The 17,130-nt window shown below is 62.4% G+C and carries 18 protein-coding genes; 7 read left to right on the top strand and 11 right to left on the bottom strand.

Annotated elements, in window-relative coordinates; genetic code table 11:
- The first annotated feature begins 12 nt into the window (after positions 1–12).
- Positions 13–1,215, top strand: coding sequence for a multidrug effflux MFS transporter (locus FF80_RS07200; protein WP_244445729.1), 1,203 nt, complete (start codon positions 13–15; stop codon positions 1,213–1,215).
- Here FF80_RS07200 and FF80_RS07195 read toward each other — a convergent pair.
- The 5 genes from FF80_RS07195 to ttcA all read right to left on the bottom strand — a co-directional run bounded on the left by FF80_RS07195 (position 1,212) and on the right by ttcA (position 4,496).
- Complete coding sequence (locus FF80_RS07195; RefSeq protein ID WP_035098943.1) at positions 1,212–1,841, bottom strand: ATP-dependent Clp protease proteolytic subunit; 630 nt, start codon at positions 1,839–1,841, stop codon at positions 1,212–1,214. The genes FF80_RS07200 and FF80_RS07195 overlap by 4 nt on opposite strands.
- Before the next feature lie 35 nt (positions 1,842–1,876).
- Positions 1,877–2,224 (bottom strand): SRPBCC domain-containing protein, encoded by a 348-nt coding sequence (locus FF80_RS07190; protein WP_035098942.1) that lies wholly within the window; start codon positions 2,222–2,224, stop codon positions 1,877–1,879.
- Positions 2,221–2,535 (bottom strand): metalloregulator ArsR/SmtB family transcription factor, encoded by a 315-nt coding sequence (locus FF80_RS07185; protein WP_035098940.1) that lies wholly within the window; start codon positions 2,533–2,535, stop codon positions 2,221–2,223. Before FF80_RS07185 ends, FF80_RS07190 begins: the two co-directional genes overlap by 4 nt.
- Positions 2,536–2,808: 273 nt before the next feature.
- Positions 2,809–3,627: an inositol monophosphatase gene (locus tag FF80_RS07180; protein WP_035098939.1), complete on the bottom strand. Its 819-nt coding sequence runs from the start codon at positions 3,625–3,627 to the stop codon at positions 2,809–2,811.
- Positions 3,624–4,496, bottom strand: a complete 873-nt coding sequence (ttcA, locus tag FF80_RS07175; RefSeq protein ID WP_035098938.1) for a tRNA 2-thiocytidine(32) synthetase TtcA — start codon at positions 4,494–4,496, stop codon at positions 3,624–3,626. The genes FF80_RS07180 and ttcA overlap by 4 nt, the downstream gene beginning before the upstream one ends.
- 164 nt (positions 4,497–4,660) lie before the next feature.
- Between ttcA and sbmA the strand changes: the two genes are divergently transcribed.
- Positions 4,661–5,956: a peptide antibiotic transporter SbmA gene (gene sbmA / locus FF80_RS07170; RefSeq protein ID WP_152558298.1), complete on the top strand. Its 1,296-nt coding sequence runs from the start codon at positions 4,661–4,663 to the stop codon at positions 5,954–5,956.
- Between the two features lie 109 nt (positions 5,957–6,065).
- On the opposite strand, the gene rpsD is transcribed toward sbmA, so the two are convergent.
- The 5 genes from rpsD to FF80_RS07145 form a co-directional block, all read right to left on the bottom strand.
- Positions 6,066–6,683 carry a 30S ribosomal protein S4 gene (rpsD, locus tag FF80_RS07165; RefSeq protein WP_035098936.1) on the bottom strand — a complete coding sequence of 206 codons (618 nt, stop codon included), beginning with the start codon at positions 6,681–6,683 and terminating at the stop codon, positions 6,066–6,068.
- A 278-nt stretch (positions 6,684–6,961) separates the two neighbouring features.
- Entirely contained in the window at positions 6,962–8,200 is a 1,239-nt protein-coding gene (locus tag FF80_RS07160) for an MFS transporter (RefSeq protein WP_035098935.1), read from the bottom strand.
- Between the two features lie 202 nt (positions 8,201–8,402).
- Entirely contained in the window at positions 8,403–9,209 is an 807-nt protein-coding gene (locus tag FF80_RS07155; protein ID WP_035098934.1) for an RNA methyltransferase, read from the bottom strand.
- Between the two features lie 56 nt (positions 9,210–9,265).
- Positions 9,266–9,862, bottom strand: a complete 597-nt coding sequence (locus tag FF80_RS07150; protein WP_052153281.1) for a GNAT family protein — start codon at positions 9,860–9,862, stop codon at positions 9,266–9,268.
- A 200-nt stretch (positions 9,863–10,062) separates the two neighbouring features.
- Entirely contained in the window at positions 10,063–10,638 is a 576-nt protein-coding gene (locus tag FF80_RS07145) for a GNAT family protein (RefSeq protein WP_035098932.1), read from the bottom strand.
- Positions 10,639–10,741: 103 nt separating this feature from the next.
- Between FF80_RS07145 and FF80_RS20890 the strand changes: the two genes are divergently transcribed.
- On the top strand, positions 10,742–11,188 hold the full coding sequence (locus FF80_RS20890; protein ID WP_052153280.1) for a GFA family protein: 447 nt from the start codon (positions 10,742–10,744) through the stop codon (positions 11,186–11,188).
- Here the strand turns inward: FF80_RS20890 and fabF are convergent.
- Positions 11,185–12,465, bottom strand: coding sequence for a beta-ketoacyl-ACP synthase II (fabF, locus tag FF80_RS07135; RefSeq protein ID WP_035098931.1), 1,281 nt, complete (start codon positions 12,463–12,465; stop codon positions 11,185–11,187). The genes FF80_RS20890 and fabF overlap by 4 nt on opposite strands.
- Before the next feature lie 216 nt (positions 12,466–12,681).
- On the opposite strand from fabF, the gene FF80_RS07130 reads away from it, so the two are divergent.
- The 4 genes from FF80_RS07130 to FF80_RS07115 all read left to right on the top strand — a co-directional run bounded on the left by FF80_RS07130 (position 12,682) and on the right by FF80_RS07115 (position 17,109).
- Positions 12,682–13,893, top strand: a complete 1,212-nt coding sequence (locus FF80_RS07130; RefSeq protein ID WP_035098930.1) for an NADP-dependent isocitrate dehydrogenase — start codon at positions 12,682–12,684, stop codon at positions 13,891–13,893.
- Between the two features lie 243 nt (positions 13,894–14,136).
- On the top strand, positions 14,137–15,255 hold the full coding sequence (locus FF80_RS07125) for an outer membrane protein transport protein (RefSeq protein ID WP_035098929.1): 1,119 nt from the start codon (positions 14,137–14,139) through the stop codon (positions 15,253–15,255).
- A 105-nt stretch (positions 15,256–15,360) separates the two neighbouring features.
- Positions 15,361–16,095 (top strand): head GIN domain-containing protein, encoded by a 735-nt coding sequence (locus FF80_RS20885; protein WP_052153279.1) that lies wholly within the window; start codon positions 15,361–15,363, stop codon positions 16,093–16,095.
- Between the two features lie 84 nt (positions 16,096–16,179).
- Positions 16,180–17,109 (top strand): DMT family transporter, encoded by a 930-nt coding sequence (locus FF80_RS07115; RefSeq protein ID WP_035098928.1) that lies wholly within the window; start codon positions 16,180–16,182, stop codon positions 17,107–17,109.
- The last annotated feature ends 21 nt before the right edge of the window (positions 17,110–17,130 follow it).

Here is a 17,130-nt window from a genome sequence, read left to right as displayed (position 1 = left end):
TTCATTGCCCTGATGGCCGCGCTCATGGCGCTGAACGCCCTCGCTATCGACGTCATGCTGCCCGCCCTGCCCTATATGGGCGAGGCCTTGGGCATCAGCAGCGAGAACGAGCGCCAATATGTCATCTCCGCCTATATGATGGGTTTCGGCCTCGCCCAGCTCGCCTTCGGCCCGCTATCCGACCGTTTCGGCCGCCGTGCGCCCCTGCTCATCGGCATCGTCGTCTACATTGTCGCGGCAGTTGCGGCCGTGTTTTCGCCGACCTTCGGCATCCTGCTGGCCTTGCGCTTTTTGCAGGGCATGGGCGCCGCCGGTACACGTGTGATCGCCACCTCCATCGTGCGCGACATGTATTCGGGCCGCGCCATGGCCGAGGTCATGTCGCTGACCTTCATGGTGTTCATGGCCATTCCGATCATCGCGCCCGGCATCGGCCAGGTGCTGCTGCTGACCGGGCCATGGCACACTATCTTCCTGTTCATGGGCGGCCTTGCTGCCGTATTCGGACTTTGGGCCTTTATCCGCCTGCCCGAGACATTGGCCTTGGCCAACCGCCGCGAGTTGACGCTCAGCGCCATTCTCGATGGTTTCCGCATCGTAGTCACCAACCGCGTCGCCTTCAGCTATGGCCTGGCCGGCACTTTCACCTTCGGCGCCCTGTTCGGCTTCATCAGCTCGTCCCAGCAGATCTATGTCGATATCTACGGCCTTGGGGTCTATTTCCCGGTCGCATTCGCCGCCGTTGCCGCATTGATGGCCGTGTCATCCTTCACCAATTCACGCATCGTCGCGCGGGTCGGAATGCGGCGGCTATCGCATGGGGCCATGCTGGTGTTCACCGGCATGAGCGGCGTCTGGCTGGTGCTGGCCTGGGTCGGCTTCCTGCCCATCTGGCTGTTCCTGCTGATCCTGGCGATCGTCATGTTCTGCTTCGGCTGGGCCGCGTCGAACATGAATTCGCTGTCCATGGAGCCGCTAGGCTCCGTCGCCGGCACCGCCTCCTCCGTCTTCGGCTTCATCCAGACCGTCGGCGGCGCGCTGATCGGCGGTTTTATCGGCCAGCAGTTCAACGGCACGGTCGTTCCTGTTGCCGCGGGCTATTTCGTCATGGGCGTATTGTCACTGATCTTCATCCTGATCGCCGAGAATGGGCGCCTGTTCGGCGTTGGCACCGAACACGCCCACACCGACATGAGCCACCACGCCGCTCATTAGTCTGCATCTGGCGGGCTCAAGGCCTCGATCTCGCCGCGGTCATGATAGACATGATCGACGAGACCCCAGGCCCTGGCCTGTTCGGGCGTCATGAAGTGGTCGCGCTCCAGCGCGGCCTCCACTTCCTCATAGGTCCGGCCGCAATGCTTGGCATAGAGGCCATGCGTGAGGCGCTTCAGCCGTTGGCTTTCCTCGGCATGCAGCATGATATCGGTCACTTTGCCCTGGTAGCCGCCGCTCGGTTGATGCAGCATGATAGAGGCGCTCGGCAGGCACACACGGCTGCCGGCGGCTCCGGCCATCAGCAGCAATGTGCCGGCGGACATGGCCATGCCAAAGCACAGCGTGCCCACCGGCGCCTTGATGAACTGCATCGTGTCATACATGGCCAGCGCCGAGGTCACCACGCCACCGGGCGAGTTGATATAAAGGCTTATCTCCTTTTTCGGATTCTCCGCCTCAAGGAACAAAAGCTGCGCGCAGACCAGTGCGGCCATGTTGTCCTCGATCTCGCCATTGACGAAAATGATCCGCTCGCGCAGCAGGCGCGAATAGATATCGAAAGACCGCTCTCCGCGGCTGGATTGCTCGACCACCATAGGGACGAGTTGCATCATGTCGCGCATCGGCGAGCTCCGTTCTGATCTCGGTTTGGAATTAGTTAGGCGGCCAGCATCAGCGGGCCGGCCAGATTGCTGTTGGCCGCCACCGGCATCACCAAGGGCTCATGGGTCAGCCGGAACCACGTCCGGCCATCGGCCATGGGCTTGAGCTCGAAGGTGACGACGCTATCCTCGACGTCGCCAATGGCGCCCTGCCCGGCTTCGCGCCAGTGATAGCTCAGCGACTTGTTCTCCTCGGCTGCCAGCATTGTCAGGTCGAGCGCCTCGCCCGAAGCTGCATCCGGCGCCAGCCAGCGCTCGAGATATTCAGGGATGGCCAGTGCCCGCCACACCTTTTCCGGCGTCGCGTCGAGCGCGCATTCATATACCAACGCGTCTTCCATCATTGGTCCATCTCCTTGAGCAGGTCCTTGAGCTGATCGATCCGCGCCGGCCAGAAGGCGCGATGGCGCGCCAGCCAGCCATGCAGCGGGGCAAGCCCCGCCGGCTCGATCCGATAATTGACATAACGCCCCTCGCGCCGCTCGCTGACCAGCCCCGCTTCACGCAACACCGCCAGATGCTGGGACATGGCCGGCTGCGAAATGGCAAAGCCCTCGCGCAACTCCGTCGCCGTCATCTCGGCCGTCGCCAAGCGCTCGAACACCGCTCGACGCGTCGGGTCAGCCAGCACTTTGAAAATATCCGCTTCGCTCATGGAGAATAGATAAGCACAAACTTATGAGTCGAGCAAGGGGGCATGGTGAGGTGGGTTCGTGATCGTTCAAGCCACGGTGTCATCCCCGCGAAAGCGGGGACCTCCGTTTGCTTTCTTCAGCATCCCGAACGGAGGTTCCCGCTTTCGCGGGAATGACACTGTGGGGTTAGCGTGTCAGGTGTGCGCACGAAGAGCTGTGCCGGTGGCGAGTGGCCCTCGGGTCGAGCCCGAGGGAGAAGGGTGGGGAGGATGGATTGGGGCTATGGTCCCCCGCTAGTAGGTAAAAACCTCGCGCCGTAGCTGCTGCCAGCTGTCTTTGTCCGTGGCGATGATCAGGCCGCCGTCGACGTGATGGGGCAGATAGGGCGAGCCATCGAGCCGGGCGGCATAGCCACCGGCTTCCTGCGCCATCAGCGTGCCGGCCAGGTGATCCCAGGGCATCAGCTTGTTGTAGCAGAGGAATTGCGCATGCCCGGAAACGAAGGTGCGGTATTCATGCCCGGCCACGCGGTAGTTGGACACCACAGCCAGCTTGGCGAAATTTGCCAGCACCTGGGGGCGCGACACGGCCGGCATGAAGGCCACCGAACAGCAGCCCACCATATCCGCCAGCGGCAGGGGCGCCGCGATCTGCATCCGCACCGCCTCGCCATTTGGCCGCCGCAGCCAGGCGCCGCTGCCCTTTTCGGCCATCATCCAGTCATCGCCCATCGGGTCATAGATGATGCCGGCAATGGTTTCGCCCTTTGACACCACAGCAGCCATGACGGCAAAGAGCGGCAGGCCGGCGGCGTAATTGGCCGTGCCATCGATCGGATCGACCACGACGGCGAGGTCAGCATCCGCCAGCGCATCCAATAGAGCCGGGTCGGCCGCGACGGATTCCTCGCCGACAAACAGCGCGTCGGGCGCCAGGTCCGCCACCCGGGCCTTGATGAAGCGCTCGGCAGCCTCGTCGGCCTCGGTGACCAGATCGATGGCCGAGGTCTTGACCTTGACCATGCCTGCATCCAGCCGGCGGAACCGCGGCAGGACTTCGGCCTTGGCGGCATCGCGCAGGATTGCCGCCAGCGCCCCGATATCAACACTCATAGTCCGGTCCTTCGTTCGAACAGCCCAGCAAAATCGAACAATTTCGGATCGAGCATATGGCTTGGATTGACGTTGCCCAGCGCACGGATCATCACATCCTTGCGCCCCGGCATGCGTTTTTCGATGTCGGCAAGCATGGCCTTCATCGCATTGCGCTCCAGCCCATCCTGGCTGCCGCACAGGTCGCAGGGGATGATGGGAAAGGCCATGGCGTCGGAAAACCGCTGCAGATCGTCTTCCGCACAATAGATCAGCGGCCGCAACACTTCGATGTCACCCTCATCATTGAGCAGCCGCGGCGGCATGGCCGCCAGCTTGCCGCCATGGAACAGGTTCATGAAGAAGGTTTCGAGGCTGTCGTCGCGATGATGACCCAGCACCAGCGCCGTGCAGCCCTCTTCCCGCGCAATGCGATAGAGATTGCCGCGCCGCAGCCGGCTGCACAGCGAGCAATAGGTCGCCCCCACCGGCAGCTTGTCGGTGACGATGGAATAGGTGTCCTTGTATTCGATCCGGTGCGGAATCCCCAGCCCGCCCAGGAATTCAGGCAGGATATGCTTGGGGAAATTGGGTTGCCCCTGATCGAGATTGCAGACCAGCAATTCCACCGGCAAAAGCCCGCGCCACTTGAGGTCCAGCAGCAGCGCCAGCATGCCATAGCTGTCCTTGCCGCCCGACAGCGCCACCAGCCATTTCTCGCCCGGCCGCACCATGGCGAACCGGTCCAGCGCCTCGCGCGTATTGCGGATCAGCCGCTTGCGCAGCTTGTTGAACTCCACACTCCGCGGCGCCCCAGCAAAAATCGGGTGCGCGCCGGATTCGGTTTCGTCGGCTTCGGCCTGGAGGGCAGCATCCATAACGGCGCTCATGAGGAACTCTTGTCGCAATCGGTTCGTAGCTGATATCGCCCCTGCCCGTTTGAGGGAAGCAAAACCGGCCCCGCCAACATTACCAACGTTTAATTTCCCATTCTTGCTTTAGACGTTTTGCGGCAGTTACATGACACACCTTACCGGCACCCAGGAGTCTCGCGGTGTTTCGCTCTTTCTTCCCTGAACCCAAAATCTTCTTCCCCTCGGCCATCCTGTGGATCGGCGTGGCCATGGCCATCTGGTTCCTGGCGGGCGATGCGCTAGCGAACGCCATCAGCCTGGGCCCATGGCTGGGCACGGCACCGACCGAAGCAGTGCCAGATCCATTCCTGTCGCCAGAAAAGATATGGCTCTACCAATATGTACTGATGACCGGCTATTCCTTCTGCCTGTTCTGGTACGTCTACCGGCGGCATTATTGGTACTGGTGGTCGGTCTTCGGCACCGTGACGATCCTCGAGATCACCTATTTCACGGTGCAATGGGACGCCTGGTCCAATGGCTGGAACGGGATATTCTTCGACCTGCTACAGCGCGGCTCGTCCAATCCCGGCACTGTGACTTTCGACCAAATCGCCGAGCAGACCTATGTCTATGCGGCGGTGATGGCGCCTTACATCCTGCTTATCGTCACGTTGTCCTTCTTTACCTCCCACTACGTGTTCCGCTGGCGCCGGGCGATGACGTTCTACTACATGAGCCAGTGGCAGCGCTTACGGCATATCGAGGGTGCCTCGCAGCGCGTGCAGGAAGATACGATGCGCCTGGCGCAGATCCTCGAGGGGCTGCTAGTCGCCTTCTTCGACTCGATGATGGTGCTGGTGGTGTTCCTGCCGCTGCTCTACGGGCTGTCGGCCAACATCACAACCATTCCGGTTATCGGCAATGTCGATGGCGCGCTGGTCTGGGTGGCGCTGGTTCTGGCGGCGTTCGGCACGGCGCTGCTGGCTGCCGTGGGCTATAAACTGCCGGGCCTGCAGTTCCACAATCAGCGTGTGGAAGCCGCTCTGCGCAAGGAACTCGTCTATGGCGAGGATAATGGCGAACGCGCCGAGCCCGTTTCGGTACGGCAACTCTTTGCCGGTGTGCAGAAGAACTACTTCCGTCTTTACTGGCACTACACCTATTTCAATCTAGCGCGCTATTCCTACGGCAATGTCGCCAGCATTCTGCCCATGCTGGTGATGGCACCGTCGCTAGTGGCCGGTGCGATGACCATGGGCACCTATCAGCAGGTCGTCCTGGCCTTCAACCGTGTCTCCGGATCGTTCCAATTCCTCGTGACAGCCTGGCCGACCATTGTGGAATTACTCTCGGTGCACAAGCGTCTGAAGGCCTTTGAGAGCCACATCCCACCCGACGCGCCGCTGGTCGTGGATGCCGATTTGCCCGACCACCCCCGGCCGCACGAAGAGGTGGTCGATGTGGGCACCCCCAGCATGCCAAACAACCCCTGAGGCCCAGGCATTCCCGGTTCGCCCGGGAATGCCCCAAACCGGCGGGTGCCGGACAAACAAAAAGGCCGCTCCTCGGAGCGGCCTTTTCAAATCTGTTATTGCCTCACGCTTAGCGCGAGTAGAATTCGACGACCAGGTTCGGTTCCATCTGGACCGGGTACGGCACGTCCGACAGCGCGGGAACGCGGGCGAAGGTGGCGGTCATCTTGTTGTGGTCGACTTCGACGTAATCAGGAACGTCGCGCTCGGCCAGCTGGGTGGCTTCGATCAGCACGGCGAGCTGCTTGGAGCGCTCGCGCACTTCGATCTTGTCGCCGACCTTGACCTGGTAGGATGGGATGTTGACGCGCTTGCCATTGACCAGGATGTGGCCATGCGACACGAACTGGCGCGCAGCGAACACGGTGGCAACGAACTTGGCGCGGTAGACGATCGCGTCCAGACGGCTCTCGAGCAGGCCGATCAGGTTCTCGCCGGTATCGCCCTTAACGCGGGCAGCTTCGGTGTAGAGGCGCTTGAACGCCTTTTCAGTAACCGAGCCGTAATAGCCCTTGAGCTTCTGCTTGGCGCGCAGCTGCAGACCGTAGTCCGAGAGTTTGCCCTTGCGGCGCTGGCCATGCTGGCCGGGGCCATAGGCACGGGCATTGAGCGGGGACTTCGGACGGCCCCAGATATTTTCGCCAAGACGGCGATCGATCTTGTACTTGACTGAATGACGCTTCGACATCGCGTATCCTTCTTAACAGTTGAATGGATCGCGCCCTCCTCTGCCATCCTTGCGGATGACCGACAGACCCCAATAATTCAGGAGATCCCGGGTGCGCCTATAGGCTCGAAAGCCTCGATAGGTGGCCGCGTGATATAGTTGGAAGGCCGGGGAGTCAAGCGCTGGCGGCCTTAATGCCACGAGCTCGTGGTTCGACGGGCTCACCATGAGGTCTACTGGAGCAGCGCGGTCTTGCAGTAGACCTCATCCTGAGCCCGTCGAAGGACGAGGTCGTGTCTTCAGACCATTTTCTTGTCGAGTGTCTTCTGCTCGCGCAGGGCGGGGAAGACCTGGCTCCAGATGACGGCCACGGCAATCGCTCCCAACCCGCCCAGCGCCACCGCGGGCACCGGTCCGATCAGATGGGCCACCGTGCCGGCGCGGAACTCGCCCAATTCGTTGGACGCGCCGATAAACACCGAATTGACCGCATTGACGCGCCCGCGCACTTCCTCGGGCGTCCAAAGCTGCATGATCGTCTCGCGAATGGTGGCGCTGACCATGTCGGACGCGCCCACCAGCGCCAGCGCCGGAATGGAGATCCACACGGTCGTGGACAGGCCGAAGACCACGGTGAAGGCGCCGAACAGGCCGACGAAGAGGAAAAGGATTTTGCCCGCATGATTGCGAATCGGAAAGCGGGTCAGGAACAGCGCCATGACGATGGCGCCGATGCCCGGCGCGGCGCGCAGCAGGCCGAGCTCCTGCGGCCCGGCATGCAGGATATCCTTGGTATAGACCGGCAGCAGCGCCACGGCGCCGCCCATCAGCACGGCAAACATGTCCAGCGAGATGGCGCCCAGCACCACCTTGTTGGAGAAGATATAGCGGAAGCCGGCCAGCATGGTTTCGAGGCTGGTCGCCTGATGCGATTCCCGCTGGGCGGGCCTGGGGATCAGCAACACGCAGACCGCCCCCGCCAGCAGCAGCACGCCGGCGGTTGCGAACGGCACGGAAGGCCCCAGGCCATAGAGCAGGCCGCCTGCGGCGGGGCCCATGATGGCGGCGAACTGCCACGCGGAGGCATTGACGGTGATGGCATTGGCGAGCGCTTCGGGCGGCACCAGATTGGGCGCCAGCGACTGCGCGGCAGGTCCCCAGAAGGCGCGCGCCGTGCCCAATACGATCAGAATACCGAAAATCGGCCAGACTTCATGAGCTTCCGCATTGACGAAAAGCAGGAACCCCATGGCGCAGACCAGCTCGACGCCGAGGCATGCCGCCATAATGAAACGCCGGTTCAACCGGTCGGCGGTGAGCCCGGTGACCAGGATCAGCAACAGCGCCGGCAGGAACAGGCACAGCCCCACCAGCCCCAGCAGGAAGGCATTGCCCGTGACGTCGTAGATTTGCCAGGCGATCGACACCGACATGATCTGCACCGCAAAGCTGACCAGCAGCGTGGTCAGCCAGAAAAAGCGGAAACCGACATAGGTGAAAGCGATGCGGGATTTGTCTTGCGGGGCGAGCGTACTCATGGGGCAAGCAGATCGCATGGCAGAGTGTCGCAGTCAAAGGCTTCTTACCTCTCCCCTTAGGGGGAGATGTCGACCCCTCTTGGGGCGGGTGAGGGGGCCTTCCCCACGCTGCCAAAAAAGACAAGGCCCCCTCACCCGGCGCTATGCGCCGACCTCTCCCCCAAGGGAGAGGTGGGTGCTCCCCCAAGGGAGAGGTGGGTGCTCATTCTTCGTCCTTTGGCGCCCGCTTCTGCCGATTGGGGTTGGGCCGCTGATGGCGCCGGTCGATCGAGGAGATCACCCCGCGCAGAGTGCGGATTTCCTGGCTGGTGAATTTGCCGCGCTCCAGCATGGTGCGCAGATTGTTGACCACCGTGGGCTTTTTGTCGGGCGCGGTGAAGAAACCGGACTGGTCCAGGGTGGATTCAAGATGTCCGAAAAGCCCCACAAGTTCTTCGCGCGGCGCAACTTCTGCCAGGGCATCGGAGAACGGCAGGGCCGCACCGGCTGCGCTATGGCGGCGATATTCATAGGAGAGCAGCAGCACGGCCTGGGCGATATTGAGCGAGGCAAACGCCGGCTCGACCGGCAGGGTGACGATGGCATCGGCCAGCGCCACTTCCTCATTGAGCAGGCCCCAGCGCTCGCGCCCGAACAGCAGCCCGGCCGGACGGCCCGAGCCGATCTGGGCGGCCAGGTTGGTTGCCGCTTCTTCGGGGCCCAGCACCGTCTTTTGCATATCGCGCGAGCGGGCGGTCGTCGCATAGACCAGCGTGAGGTCGGCAATCGCCTCTTCCAGAGTTTCGAATACGCGTACCCGCTCGATTACGTGGTCGGCGCGGGAGGCGGCATTGATGGCCTTTTCATTAGGCCAGCCATCGCGCGGCCGCACCAGGCGCAAGTCCCACAGCCCGAAATTGGCCATGGCGCGCGCGGCTGTCCCGATATTCTCACCCAGCTGCGGTTCGCACAGGATGATTGCCGGGGTCGGCGCAAGCGTGGGTTGTTTCGAAGAATCCGTACCAGCCATGGCGCCCAATCCGTGAAGTCAGGCGCACATAGCCCATTTGCCGGCCCGGATGCAAATCAGGCGACACGATGCCGTTGCGGCAATTCCCGCACTTTGCTCGGCCGGTTCCATTCGCGATCCAGCAGCGCGAAATGCAATTCCTCGTCCCATTCGCCCTGGAACAGGGCATGTTCGCGGTAATGCGCCTCCAGCCGCATGCCCATGCCCTGCATCAGCTTGATGGAATGGTGATTGCGACCGTCGCAGCGCGCAAAGACGCGATGAATGCGGAAATGGTCAAAAGCCAGGTCGAACAGCGCGCCCAGCGCCTCGCAGACAAAGCCCTGCCCCGAATAGTTGGGATTGATCACGAAGCGCACCTCGCCCTGCCCCGCCGTCGCATCCGACCAATGCAGCGACACATGCCCGATCAACTGCTTGTCGCCCTTGCGCACCATGGCCAGCGTCAGCGTATCGCCCGGCCGCTGCAGGCTGACATGGCTACGCATCACATTGAGCGCCTCGGCCACTTCGCGTTTGTCCCGCGCCCTGCTGACTGCATAGCGCCGTGCTGAAGGCAGCGACAAATAGGTGTTGAGCGCCTCCAGATCCCCTCGTTCAAAGGTACGAAGGATCAACCGCTCGGTTTCGATGGGCAGACTCAGTGACGACATGGTTGCGCTCCCTCCCGCTAGGCATTGCGGAATTCTCAACGCGAGGAGACTCGGAGATGTTCCTGCCAGGCGGAGAAATATTCTACCCCGCAATAACCGGCGGTCTGGCGGGGCCGCGGCGGCGTTACGAGCGACCGGCGAGCGCCAAAGACGTTCCAATAAATCGTTCTAGATCAAAGCATTAAGACAGCGCAATTGATTCAAGAAGCGAAGAATGCAAGGCGCTTTTCTGGCCATTCCGTTTCCAGAATGGCATAAATAAATTCCTCGTCCCACTCCCCCTTGAACAGGGCATGCTCGCGGAAATGTGCTTCACGGCGCATGCCCAAACGCTCCATCAGCTTGGCCGATGCGAGGTTCCTGGCATCGCATCGCGCCATGACCCGGTGCATCTCGCCATTCGTGAAAGCGAGGTCCAGCAAAGCGACGGCCGCCTCGGTTGCGTAGCCATGTCCCTGATAGTCGGGATGAAAAATCCAGCCGATTTCGCCCTGCCGCGCATCGCGATTGCGCAGGATCAGCGAGACCTCGCCGATCAGCGCGCCTTCGCCTGCCAGCTCCACGCCCAGGATGATCTTGTCGTCGTCAGCCTCCAGCGCCACCTGCCCGATGCGCTGCTGCACGGCCAGCGCACATTCCTCCCGGCTTAGCGGCACGTCGAACAGATAACGTGCGACATCCTCGCGGCGGCGATAATCGAACACGGCATCCACATCGCCGCGCGTGAAGGGGCGAAGCAGCAACCTCGCCGTTTCAAGCGGATAGTCTGGGTGCAAATCTGCGTCCTCCAGCTTTGGCGCGCGCACTCTTGCCAAGCTCGCTCACAAAGGCAAGGGCCACGCCTTGCCGCAACGGGCGGGTCGTGCCAGCTTCTGCGGCATGAGCAAGCCTGATCGCCTGATGGTGGACGTGACAGCCGCCTGTGCCTGCGGCGCGGTCGAGATGACGTTGCGCGGCCGCGTGCTGTCGATGCTGGTCTGCTCGTGTCTTGATTGCCAGCGGGCCACCGGCACCGGTCATTCCACCGTGGCGCTGGTGCCCGCCGAGGCAATCACCCTTACGGGGGCCACGGCGAATTTCGCGCGGCCCGCCGATTCCGGCGCGATCTTCACCCGGCATTTCTGCCCCGCCTGCGGCACGCCGCTTTACGGCCAATCCTCGCGGGCACCGAGCTTGCGGATGATACCGGCCGGCTTCTTTGCCGGGCAGAACCAGTGGTTTGATCCCACCCAGCTGATTTTCGCCCGCTCGCAGCAGGCCTGGGACCTGGTGGCAGATCATCTGCCCCGGCACCAGGCCTATCGAGAGCAGCACGAGGCTTCTTAGATGCGGCCGAACACCAGGCTGGCATTGACGCCGCCAAAGCCGAAGGAATTGGACAGCGCGTAATCTACCGCCTTGGGTTTGGCCACCTTGGGCACGAGGTCGAAAATGTCGGCCGCTTCCTCAGGATCGTCCAGATTGATCGTGGGCGGCAGAACGCCGGTGCGCAGCGCCTGAATCGAGATGATCGCTTCGATTGCGCCGGCGGCACCCAGCATGTGCCCGGTTGCCGACTTGGTCGAGGACACGGCAAGATCCTTGCCCCGGCCCGGGAACACCGCGGTAATCCCGGCGATTTCGGCATTGTCACCCACCTGGGTAGAGGTAGCATGGGCGTTGACGTAGCCGATCTGGCTCGGCTCGAGCCCCGCCATCTTGAGCGAATTGCGCATAGCGACCTGCGCGCCGGCGCCATCGGGTGAACCCGCTGTCAGGTGATAGGCGTCGGCCGAGGTGCCGTAACCGGCCAGGATGGCCAGCGGCGTCGCGCCGCGCGCCTTCGCGTGGCTGAGCTTTTCGATGACCAGCACCGCAGCGCCTTCGGCCAGCACGAAGCCATCATGGCCCTTGTCGAAGGGGCGCGATGCCAGATGCGGCGCATCGTTATGCGAGGAGGTCAGCGCGCGGGAGGCACCGAAACCACCGATGGAGATGGGATCGACCGAACCCTCGGCGCCGCCGACCACGGCCACTTCGGCCTCGCCGGTCATGATCAGGCGCATGCCATCGCCAATGGCCTGGGCCGAGGCGGCACAGGCCGTCACCGGGGCACCGATCGGACCTTTGAAGCCATGCAGAATCGAAATCCAGCCGGCCGCCAGATTGGCGAGGAAGGAGGGCACGGTGAATGGCGAGAGCCGGCGCGGGCCCTTTTCCTGGATGATCTCGACCGCCTTGGCCATGACCGGCGACCCGCCGACGCCCGAACCGATAATGGTTGCGGTCGCGGCCTGATCTTCCGGCGATGTCGGATGCCAGCCGGCCTGATCCAGCGCTTCGGCAGCGGCGCCGATGCCATACTGGATAAACAGATCCATCTTCTTGATTTCCTTGCCGTCGATGAAATCGGCAGGGTCGAAACCATACGGCACATCAGCCTTGCTTGGCACCATGCCCGCAATGCCCGAGGTGAAACCGGTCGTATCGAAGCGGTCATTGCGGACCACCCCGCTCTCGCCGGCCACCAGTCGCGTCCACAGCGTCGCAACACCAACGCCCATCGGGCTGACGGCGCCCATACCGGTGACCACGATTGGGTCGGCGGGATCGGGTTTCAGCATCAATTATCTCCTATGCGAATGACCGCAATGTCGGGTCTGGCACAAAGCCATACAAGTGTTGGCCGCAGAAAGCGCCGAAAACTTGCTCAAAAGCACAACGGCATGCCCCCTTGCCATAACGCGCCTTTGCGCTGTCGCGTGCCAATGCTATACGGGCGCACCATGAACTGCCCGGCCAAACCGGGCATATTGCATTAGGCAAAGGGAGCCCAGCCGATGAGCAAAATCAAAGTCGCCAACCCGGTCGTCGATCTCGACGGCGATGAAATGACCCGCATCATCTGGCAGGCGATCAAGGACAAGCTCATCCATCCCTATCTCGATCTGCCGATCGAATATTATGACCTTTCGGTCGAGAGCCGCGACGCCACCAATGACCAGATCACGGTCGATGCAGCCCATGCCATCCAGAAGCACGGCGTCGGCATCAAATGCGCCACCATCACCCCCGATGAGCAGCGCGTCGAGGAATTCAAGCTCAAGAAGATGTGGAAGTCGCCCAATGGCACCATCCGCAACATCCTGGGCGGCGTGATCTTCCGCGAGCCCATCATCTGCAAGAACGTGCCGCGCCTGGTGCCCGGCTGGACCCAGCCCATCATCGTGGGCCGCCATGCCTTTGGCGATCAGTACCGCGCCACCGATTTCCTGTTCCCCGGCAAGGGCACGCTGTCGATCAAGTTCACCGGCGAAGACGGCAAGGTCATCGAGCACGAAGTCTACCAGGCGCCAGGTGCCGGTGTGGCCATGGCCATGTATAACCTTGACGACTCGATCCGCGACTTCGCCTATTCGAGCTTCAACTACGGCCTTGCCCGCGGTGTGCCGGTGTACCTGTCCACCAAGAACACCATTCTCAAGGCCTATGACGGCCGCTTCAAGGATATCTTCCAGGAGATCTACGAGGCCGAGTTCAAGGAACAGTTCGAAGCCAAGAAGATCTGGTACGAGCACCGCCTGATCGACGACATGGTCGCCTCGGCCCTCAAGTGGTCCGGCGGTTACGTTTGGGCGTGCAAGAACTATGACGGCGACGTGCAGTCCGACATCGTGGCGCAGGGCTTCGGCTCGCTGGGCCTGATGACCTCGGTTCTGGCAACGCCCGATGGCAAGATCGTGGAAGCCGAAGCCGCCCACGGGACGGTGACCCGTCATTACCGCCAGCACCAGCAGGGCAAGGAAACCTCGACCAATTCCACCGCCTCGATCTTCGCCTGGACCCGTGGCCTGGCCCACCGCGCCAAGCTCGACGACAACGAGGCGCTGGCCAAGTTCGCCCTGACGCTGGAAAAGGTTACCGTCGACACGATCGAAGAAGGCAAGATGACCAAGGACCTCAGCCTGCTCGTCGGCCCCGACCAGCCTTGGCTATCGACCCTGGGCTTCCTCGATGCGATCGACCAGAACCTGCAAAAGGCGATGGCGTAAGCGCCACAGGCCCAGAAATGCGGAAAGGCCGGAGCATTGCTCCGGCCTTTTTGTTTGTGCCGCTCCCGTACGCACTGTTGCACCTGTGCGCCAGTGACACACTTTCGTCTTAATCCGGCAAAGGGGCCGTTGACGGCTTGCCGCAAACAGGACCTACTAGACGTTAACGTCAACGTGGCCGGCAAACGGCCCGACGGGCGAGGCGGCGAAAATATGCCGCTTCTAAATCTGGGAGGATTCTACATGCCAAGCATTCGCAGCACCGCGCTGGCAGCACTGGTTGCCTCATCGAGCATGGGGGCGGCCCATGCCGGGGGCCTCGAAGCCAATGGCTATAATTGGGATTTGCTGTTCGATCCCGGCACTTATGTCGGCAAGGGCACCGTAACCCGTGTCATTATCAACCATGACATTACCAGTCTTGCGGCGCCTGCCCTGGGCACGATCGCCACATCGTCCAACCGCACCTATTACAATTTCGCCGCCAAGGCGGATCTGATCGAGAACGGCTCCTGCCTGGTTTCGGCCCAAAACCCATGGGGTTCGGGCACGGATCGTCTGCTGACCTATGCTGCCGCCACAGCCCAGTCGGCCCGCGAACGCATCTGGTCCAACGATCTCGGCCTGACCTGCGCCTACGGTTTTGCTGTCGGCCCAGGGAGCCTCAGCATTATCGGCGGCATCTCGGCGCAAACTCTTAATTATGAAGCACTGGTTCCGGCCCTGCTGCCCGGCCCGACCCTGGGAACGCTCCCGGTCGAGCTGGATGGGAACGGCTTTGGCTGGCGCATCGGCGCGGCCTATGAAGTGCCCGAAATTGCCCTGCGCGTCAGTGCCATCTACAACGCCGCCATCGATTACGATCTGTCCGGCACATTCGCCGCAGGCCTGCCTGCGGCCGCCAGCGTCACCACGCCCCAGACACTTGAAGTCAAGGCGCAGAGCGGAATTGCGCCCGGCTGGCTGGTGCTGGGCGGGATCAAGTGGGTGGACTGGTCGGTGGTCGACGCATTGACCGTAACCACGCCCGGGCCCACCTTGACCACGGTGCTCAATTACGAGGACGGCTGGACTGTATCGGCCGGTGTTGGGCACCAACTGACCGAGGACCTGACAATCCTCGCCGGCCTCACCTGGGACAAGGGCACATCGCGCCAAAACGGCGCCGGAATCCTGGCCAATGGCACACAGGCCGATCGCTGGGGCGCCAACCTGGGCGCCGCTTACAAGCCGAGCGAAAATTTCGAGCTGTCCGGCGGCGTGTCCTATTCCATGATCGAAGCGGGAACCAATGCGCTGGGCGAAACCTGGGATACCGGCAGCGTCCTGGCCTTCAGCTTCAGCGCCAAGGCATCGTTCTAGGACAGCGGGCCGGAGCCATGCTCCGGCCCCTTTATATCGCCAAGCTCTCTTGAGCGACCGCCGCCAACTACCATATGCCAGGCAGTCAACGAGGGAGCGAAGACTATGCGGACCATTGCCACACTTGCACTCGCCACGGCGATTGGATTGACATTCGGAGGTGCGGCCAAGGCGGAAAGCCGCGATTTCGCGCTGAACAATTTCGACCGCATCGATATCGCCACCGGGCTCGATACCGTCGTCACCATTGGCGACAACTTCGCCGTCCGCGCCGAATCGGGCAGCGCCGACGCCCTCAACAATCTCGAACTCGCAGTCGCCGATGGCGTACTCACCGCCCGTCTCGATCAGGACTTCCTCGATTTCATCATCAGCGGCGGGCTCGTCGGCATGCTGCTCAACAATGGCAATGCCGTAACCATCAACATCGCCCTGCCCGCCATCTCGGGCATTTCTGCCAGCTCCGGCGCAGATGTGCGCGGCACGGGCCTCGAATCCGACCAGCTTGATCTCGAGGCCTCCAGCGGCGCCGACATCAAGCTGACCGGCGCCGCCTTTGGCGCGTTGCGCGCCGGCGCATCGAGCGGCGCCAATATCGATCTCTCCGGCACTTGCAATACCATTGGCGCCGAGGCCTCCAGCGGCTCGGGGATCGATGCCGGCGACCTCGTCTGTGCCACAGCCACCGCCGGCGCCTCCAGCGGGGCCGACATTGCCGTGCATGCCACCCAAAGCGTCAAAGCTGAAGCCTCAAGCGGCGGCGATATCGACGTGGAGGGCAATCCTGCCCAGACCGATTTCGACTCATCGAGTGGCGGGGACATTTCGCTCGACGACTGATTGCCGGCATAATGCCCATCGACGCAGGCATGGAGCGGCCTTAAGGTCATACTCCTGCCTGCCCTCGATTTTTTTGGATTTATCATGCCGATCGGCGTGCTTTACGCGATTGCCGCCTATTCGATCTATGCCTGCGGCGACGCGATCATCAAGGGTTTCGGGCAGACGCTCAGCGTGTTCGAGATCGGCTTTTTCATCGCCCTGTTCTCGCTGATTCCGGCCATGTTCGCCAAGCCCAGGGGGGAGCGCTGGCGCGACAGTTTCCGGCTCAAGCATCCCGGCCTGGTGCATCTGCGCTCATTCAGCGGCGTGGCGTCCTCATCGCTGGTCACCTTCGCCTTCGTCACCATCCCCTTTGCCGAGACCTATTCGCTGGTCTTCATGATGCCCCTGTTCATCACGGCCATGTCGGTGCTGCTGCTCAAGGAACGTGTCCACGCCATGCGCTGGACCATGTTGCTGGCCGGTTTTGCCGGCGTCATGCTGGTGGTGCGGCCCGGCTTTCGCGAGCTGGAACTGGGGCATCTCGCGGCGCTGGGTTGTGCCTTTTTCGGCGCGACCACCACCACCGTGCTGCGCATCGTGGCGAGCGCGGAGAAACGTGTCAGCCTGATCGCCCTGCCCGCGCTGTATCTGCTGGCGGTCAATGCCGTTCTGATGGCGCCCAGCTTCATCGTGCCGAACTGGCAGCAATTTGCCCTGCTGCTCGCTAGCGGCAGCTTTATCGGCATGGGCCATATCCTGCTGATTGCCGCCACCCGCAATGCCCCGGCCAGCCAGGTCGCCCCGGTGCAATATGTGCAGATCGTCTGGGCCATCGGGCTGGGCGCCTATTTCTATGCCGAGCATCCCGATCTGCTCGCCTATGCGGGACTCGCCGTGGTGATCCTCAGCGGGCTGGTCAATGTGTTCCTCGATGGCGCCCGCGCCCGCATTGCCGGCCGCTTTGCCGAATACCGCGCCCGTCCCGGCCCCAAGACCAATATTACCGAGGTGCAGGGACCCGAAATTTAGCGCCTTTGCCCGGCCCCAGCC

The organism is Devosia sp. LC5 (assembly GCF_000735585.1).
In the GTDB taxonomy this organism is placed as follows: Bacteria; Pseudomonadota; Alphaproteobacteria; order Rhizobiales; family Devosiaceae; genus Devosia.
Note: the sequence above shows the minus strand (reverse complement) of the source record. Positions and strands in the feature narration are given on the sequence as shown.

Bases quoted from the DNA above. Each gene is read 5' to 3' on its own strand.
- FF80_RS07185 (WP_035098940.1), bottom strand. From the start codon at position 2,535: ATGAGCGAAGCGGATATTTTCAAAGTGCTGGCTGACCCGACGCGTCGA.
- FF80_RS07200 (WP_244445729.1), top strand. From the start codon at position 13: ATGGCCGCGCTCATGGCGCTGAACGCCCTCGCTATCGACGTCATGCTG.
- FF80_RS07155 (WP_035098934.1), bottom strand. From the start codon at position 9,209: ATGGCTGGTACGGATTCTTCGAAACAACCCACGCTTGCGCCGACCCCG.
- FF80_RS07130 (WP_035098930.1), top strand. From the start codon at position 12,682: ATGAGCAAAATCAAAGTCGCCAACCCGGTCGTCGATCTCGACGGCGAT.
- fabF (WP_035098931.1), bottom strand. From the start codon at position 12,465: ATGCTGAAACCCGATCCCGCCGACCCAATCGTGGTCACCGGTATGGGC.
- ttcA (WP_035098938.1), bottom strand. From the start codon at position 4,496: ATGAGCGCCGTTATGGATGCTGCCCTCCAGGCCGAAGCCGACGAAACC.
- rpsD (WP_035098936.1), bottom strand. From the start codon at position 6,683: ATGTCGAAGCGTCATTCAGTCAAGTACAAGATCGATCGCCGTCTTGGC.
- FF80_RS07160 (WP_035098935.1), bottom strand. From the start codon at position 8,200: ATGAGTACGCTCGCCCCGCAAGACAAATCCCGCATCGCTTTCACCTAT.
- FF80_RS07180 (WP_035098939.1), bottom strand. From the start codon at position 3,627: ATGAGTGTTGATATCGGGGCGCTGGCGGCAATCCTGCGCGATGCCGCC.
- FF80_RS07190 (WP_035098942.1), bottom strand. From the start codon at position 2,224: ATGATGGAAGACGCGTTGGTATATGAATGCGCGCTCGACGCGACGCCG.
- FF80_RS07150 (WP_052153281.1), bottom strand. From the start codon at position 9,862: ATGTCGTCACTGAGTCTGCCCATCGAAACCGAGCGGTTGATCCTTCGT.
- FF80_RS07125 (WP_035098929.1), top strand. From the start codon at position 14,137: ATGCCAAGCATTCGCAGCACCGCGCTGGCAGCACTGGTTGCCTCATCG.
- FF80_RS07115 (WP_035098928.1), top strand. From the start codon at position 16,180: ATGCCGATCGGCGTGCTTTACGCGATTGCCGCCTATTCGATCTATGCC.
- FF80_RS07195 (WP_035098943.1), bottom strand. From the start codon at position 1,841: ATGCGCGACATGATGCAACTCGTCCCTATGGTGGTCGAGCAATCCAGC.
- FF80_RS20885 (WP_052153279.1), top strand. From the start codon at position 15,361: ATGCGGACCATTGCCACACTTGCACTCGCCACGGCGATTGGATTGACA.
- FF80_RS20890 (WP_052153280.1), top strand. From the start codon at position 10,742: ATGAGCAAGCCTGATCGCCTGATGGTGGACGTGACAGCCGCCTGTGCC.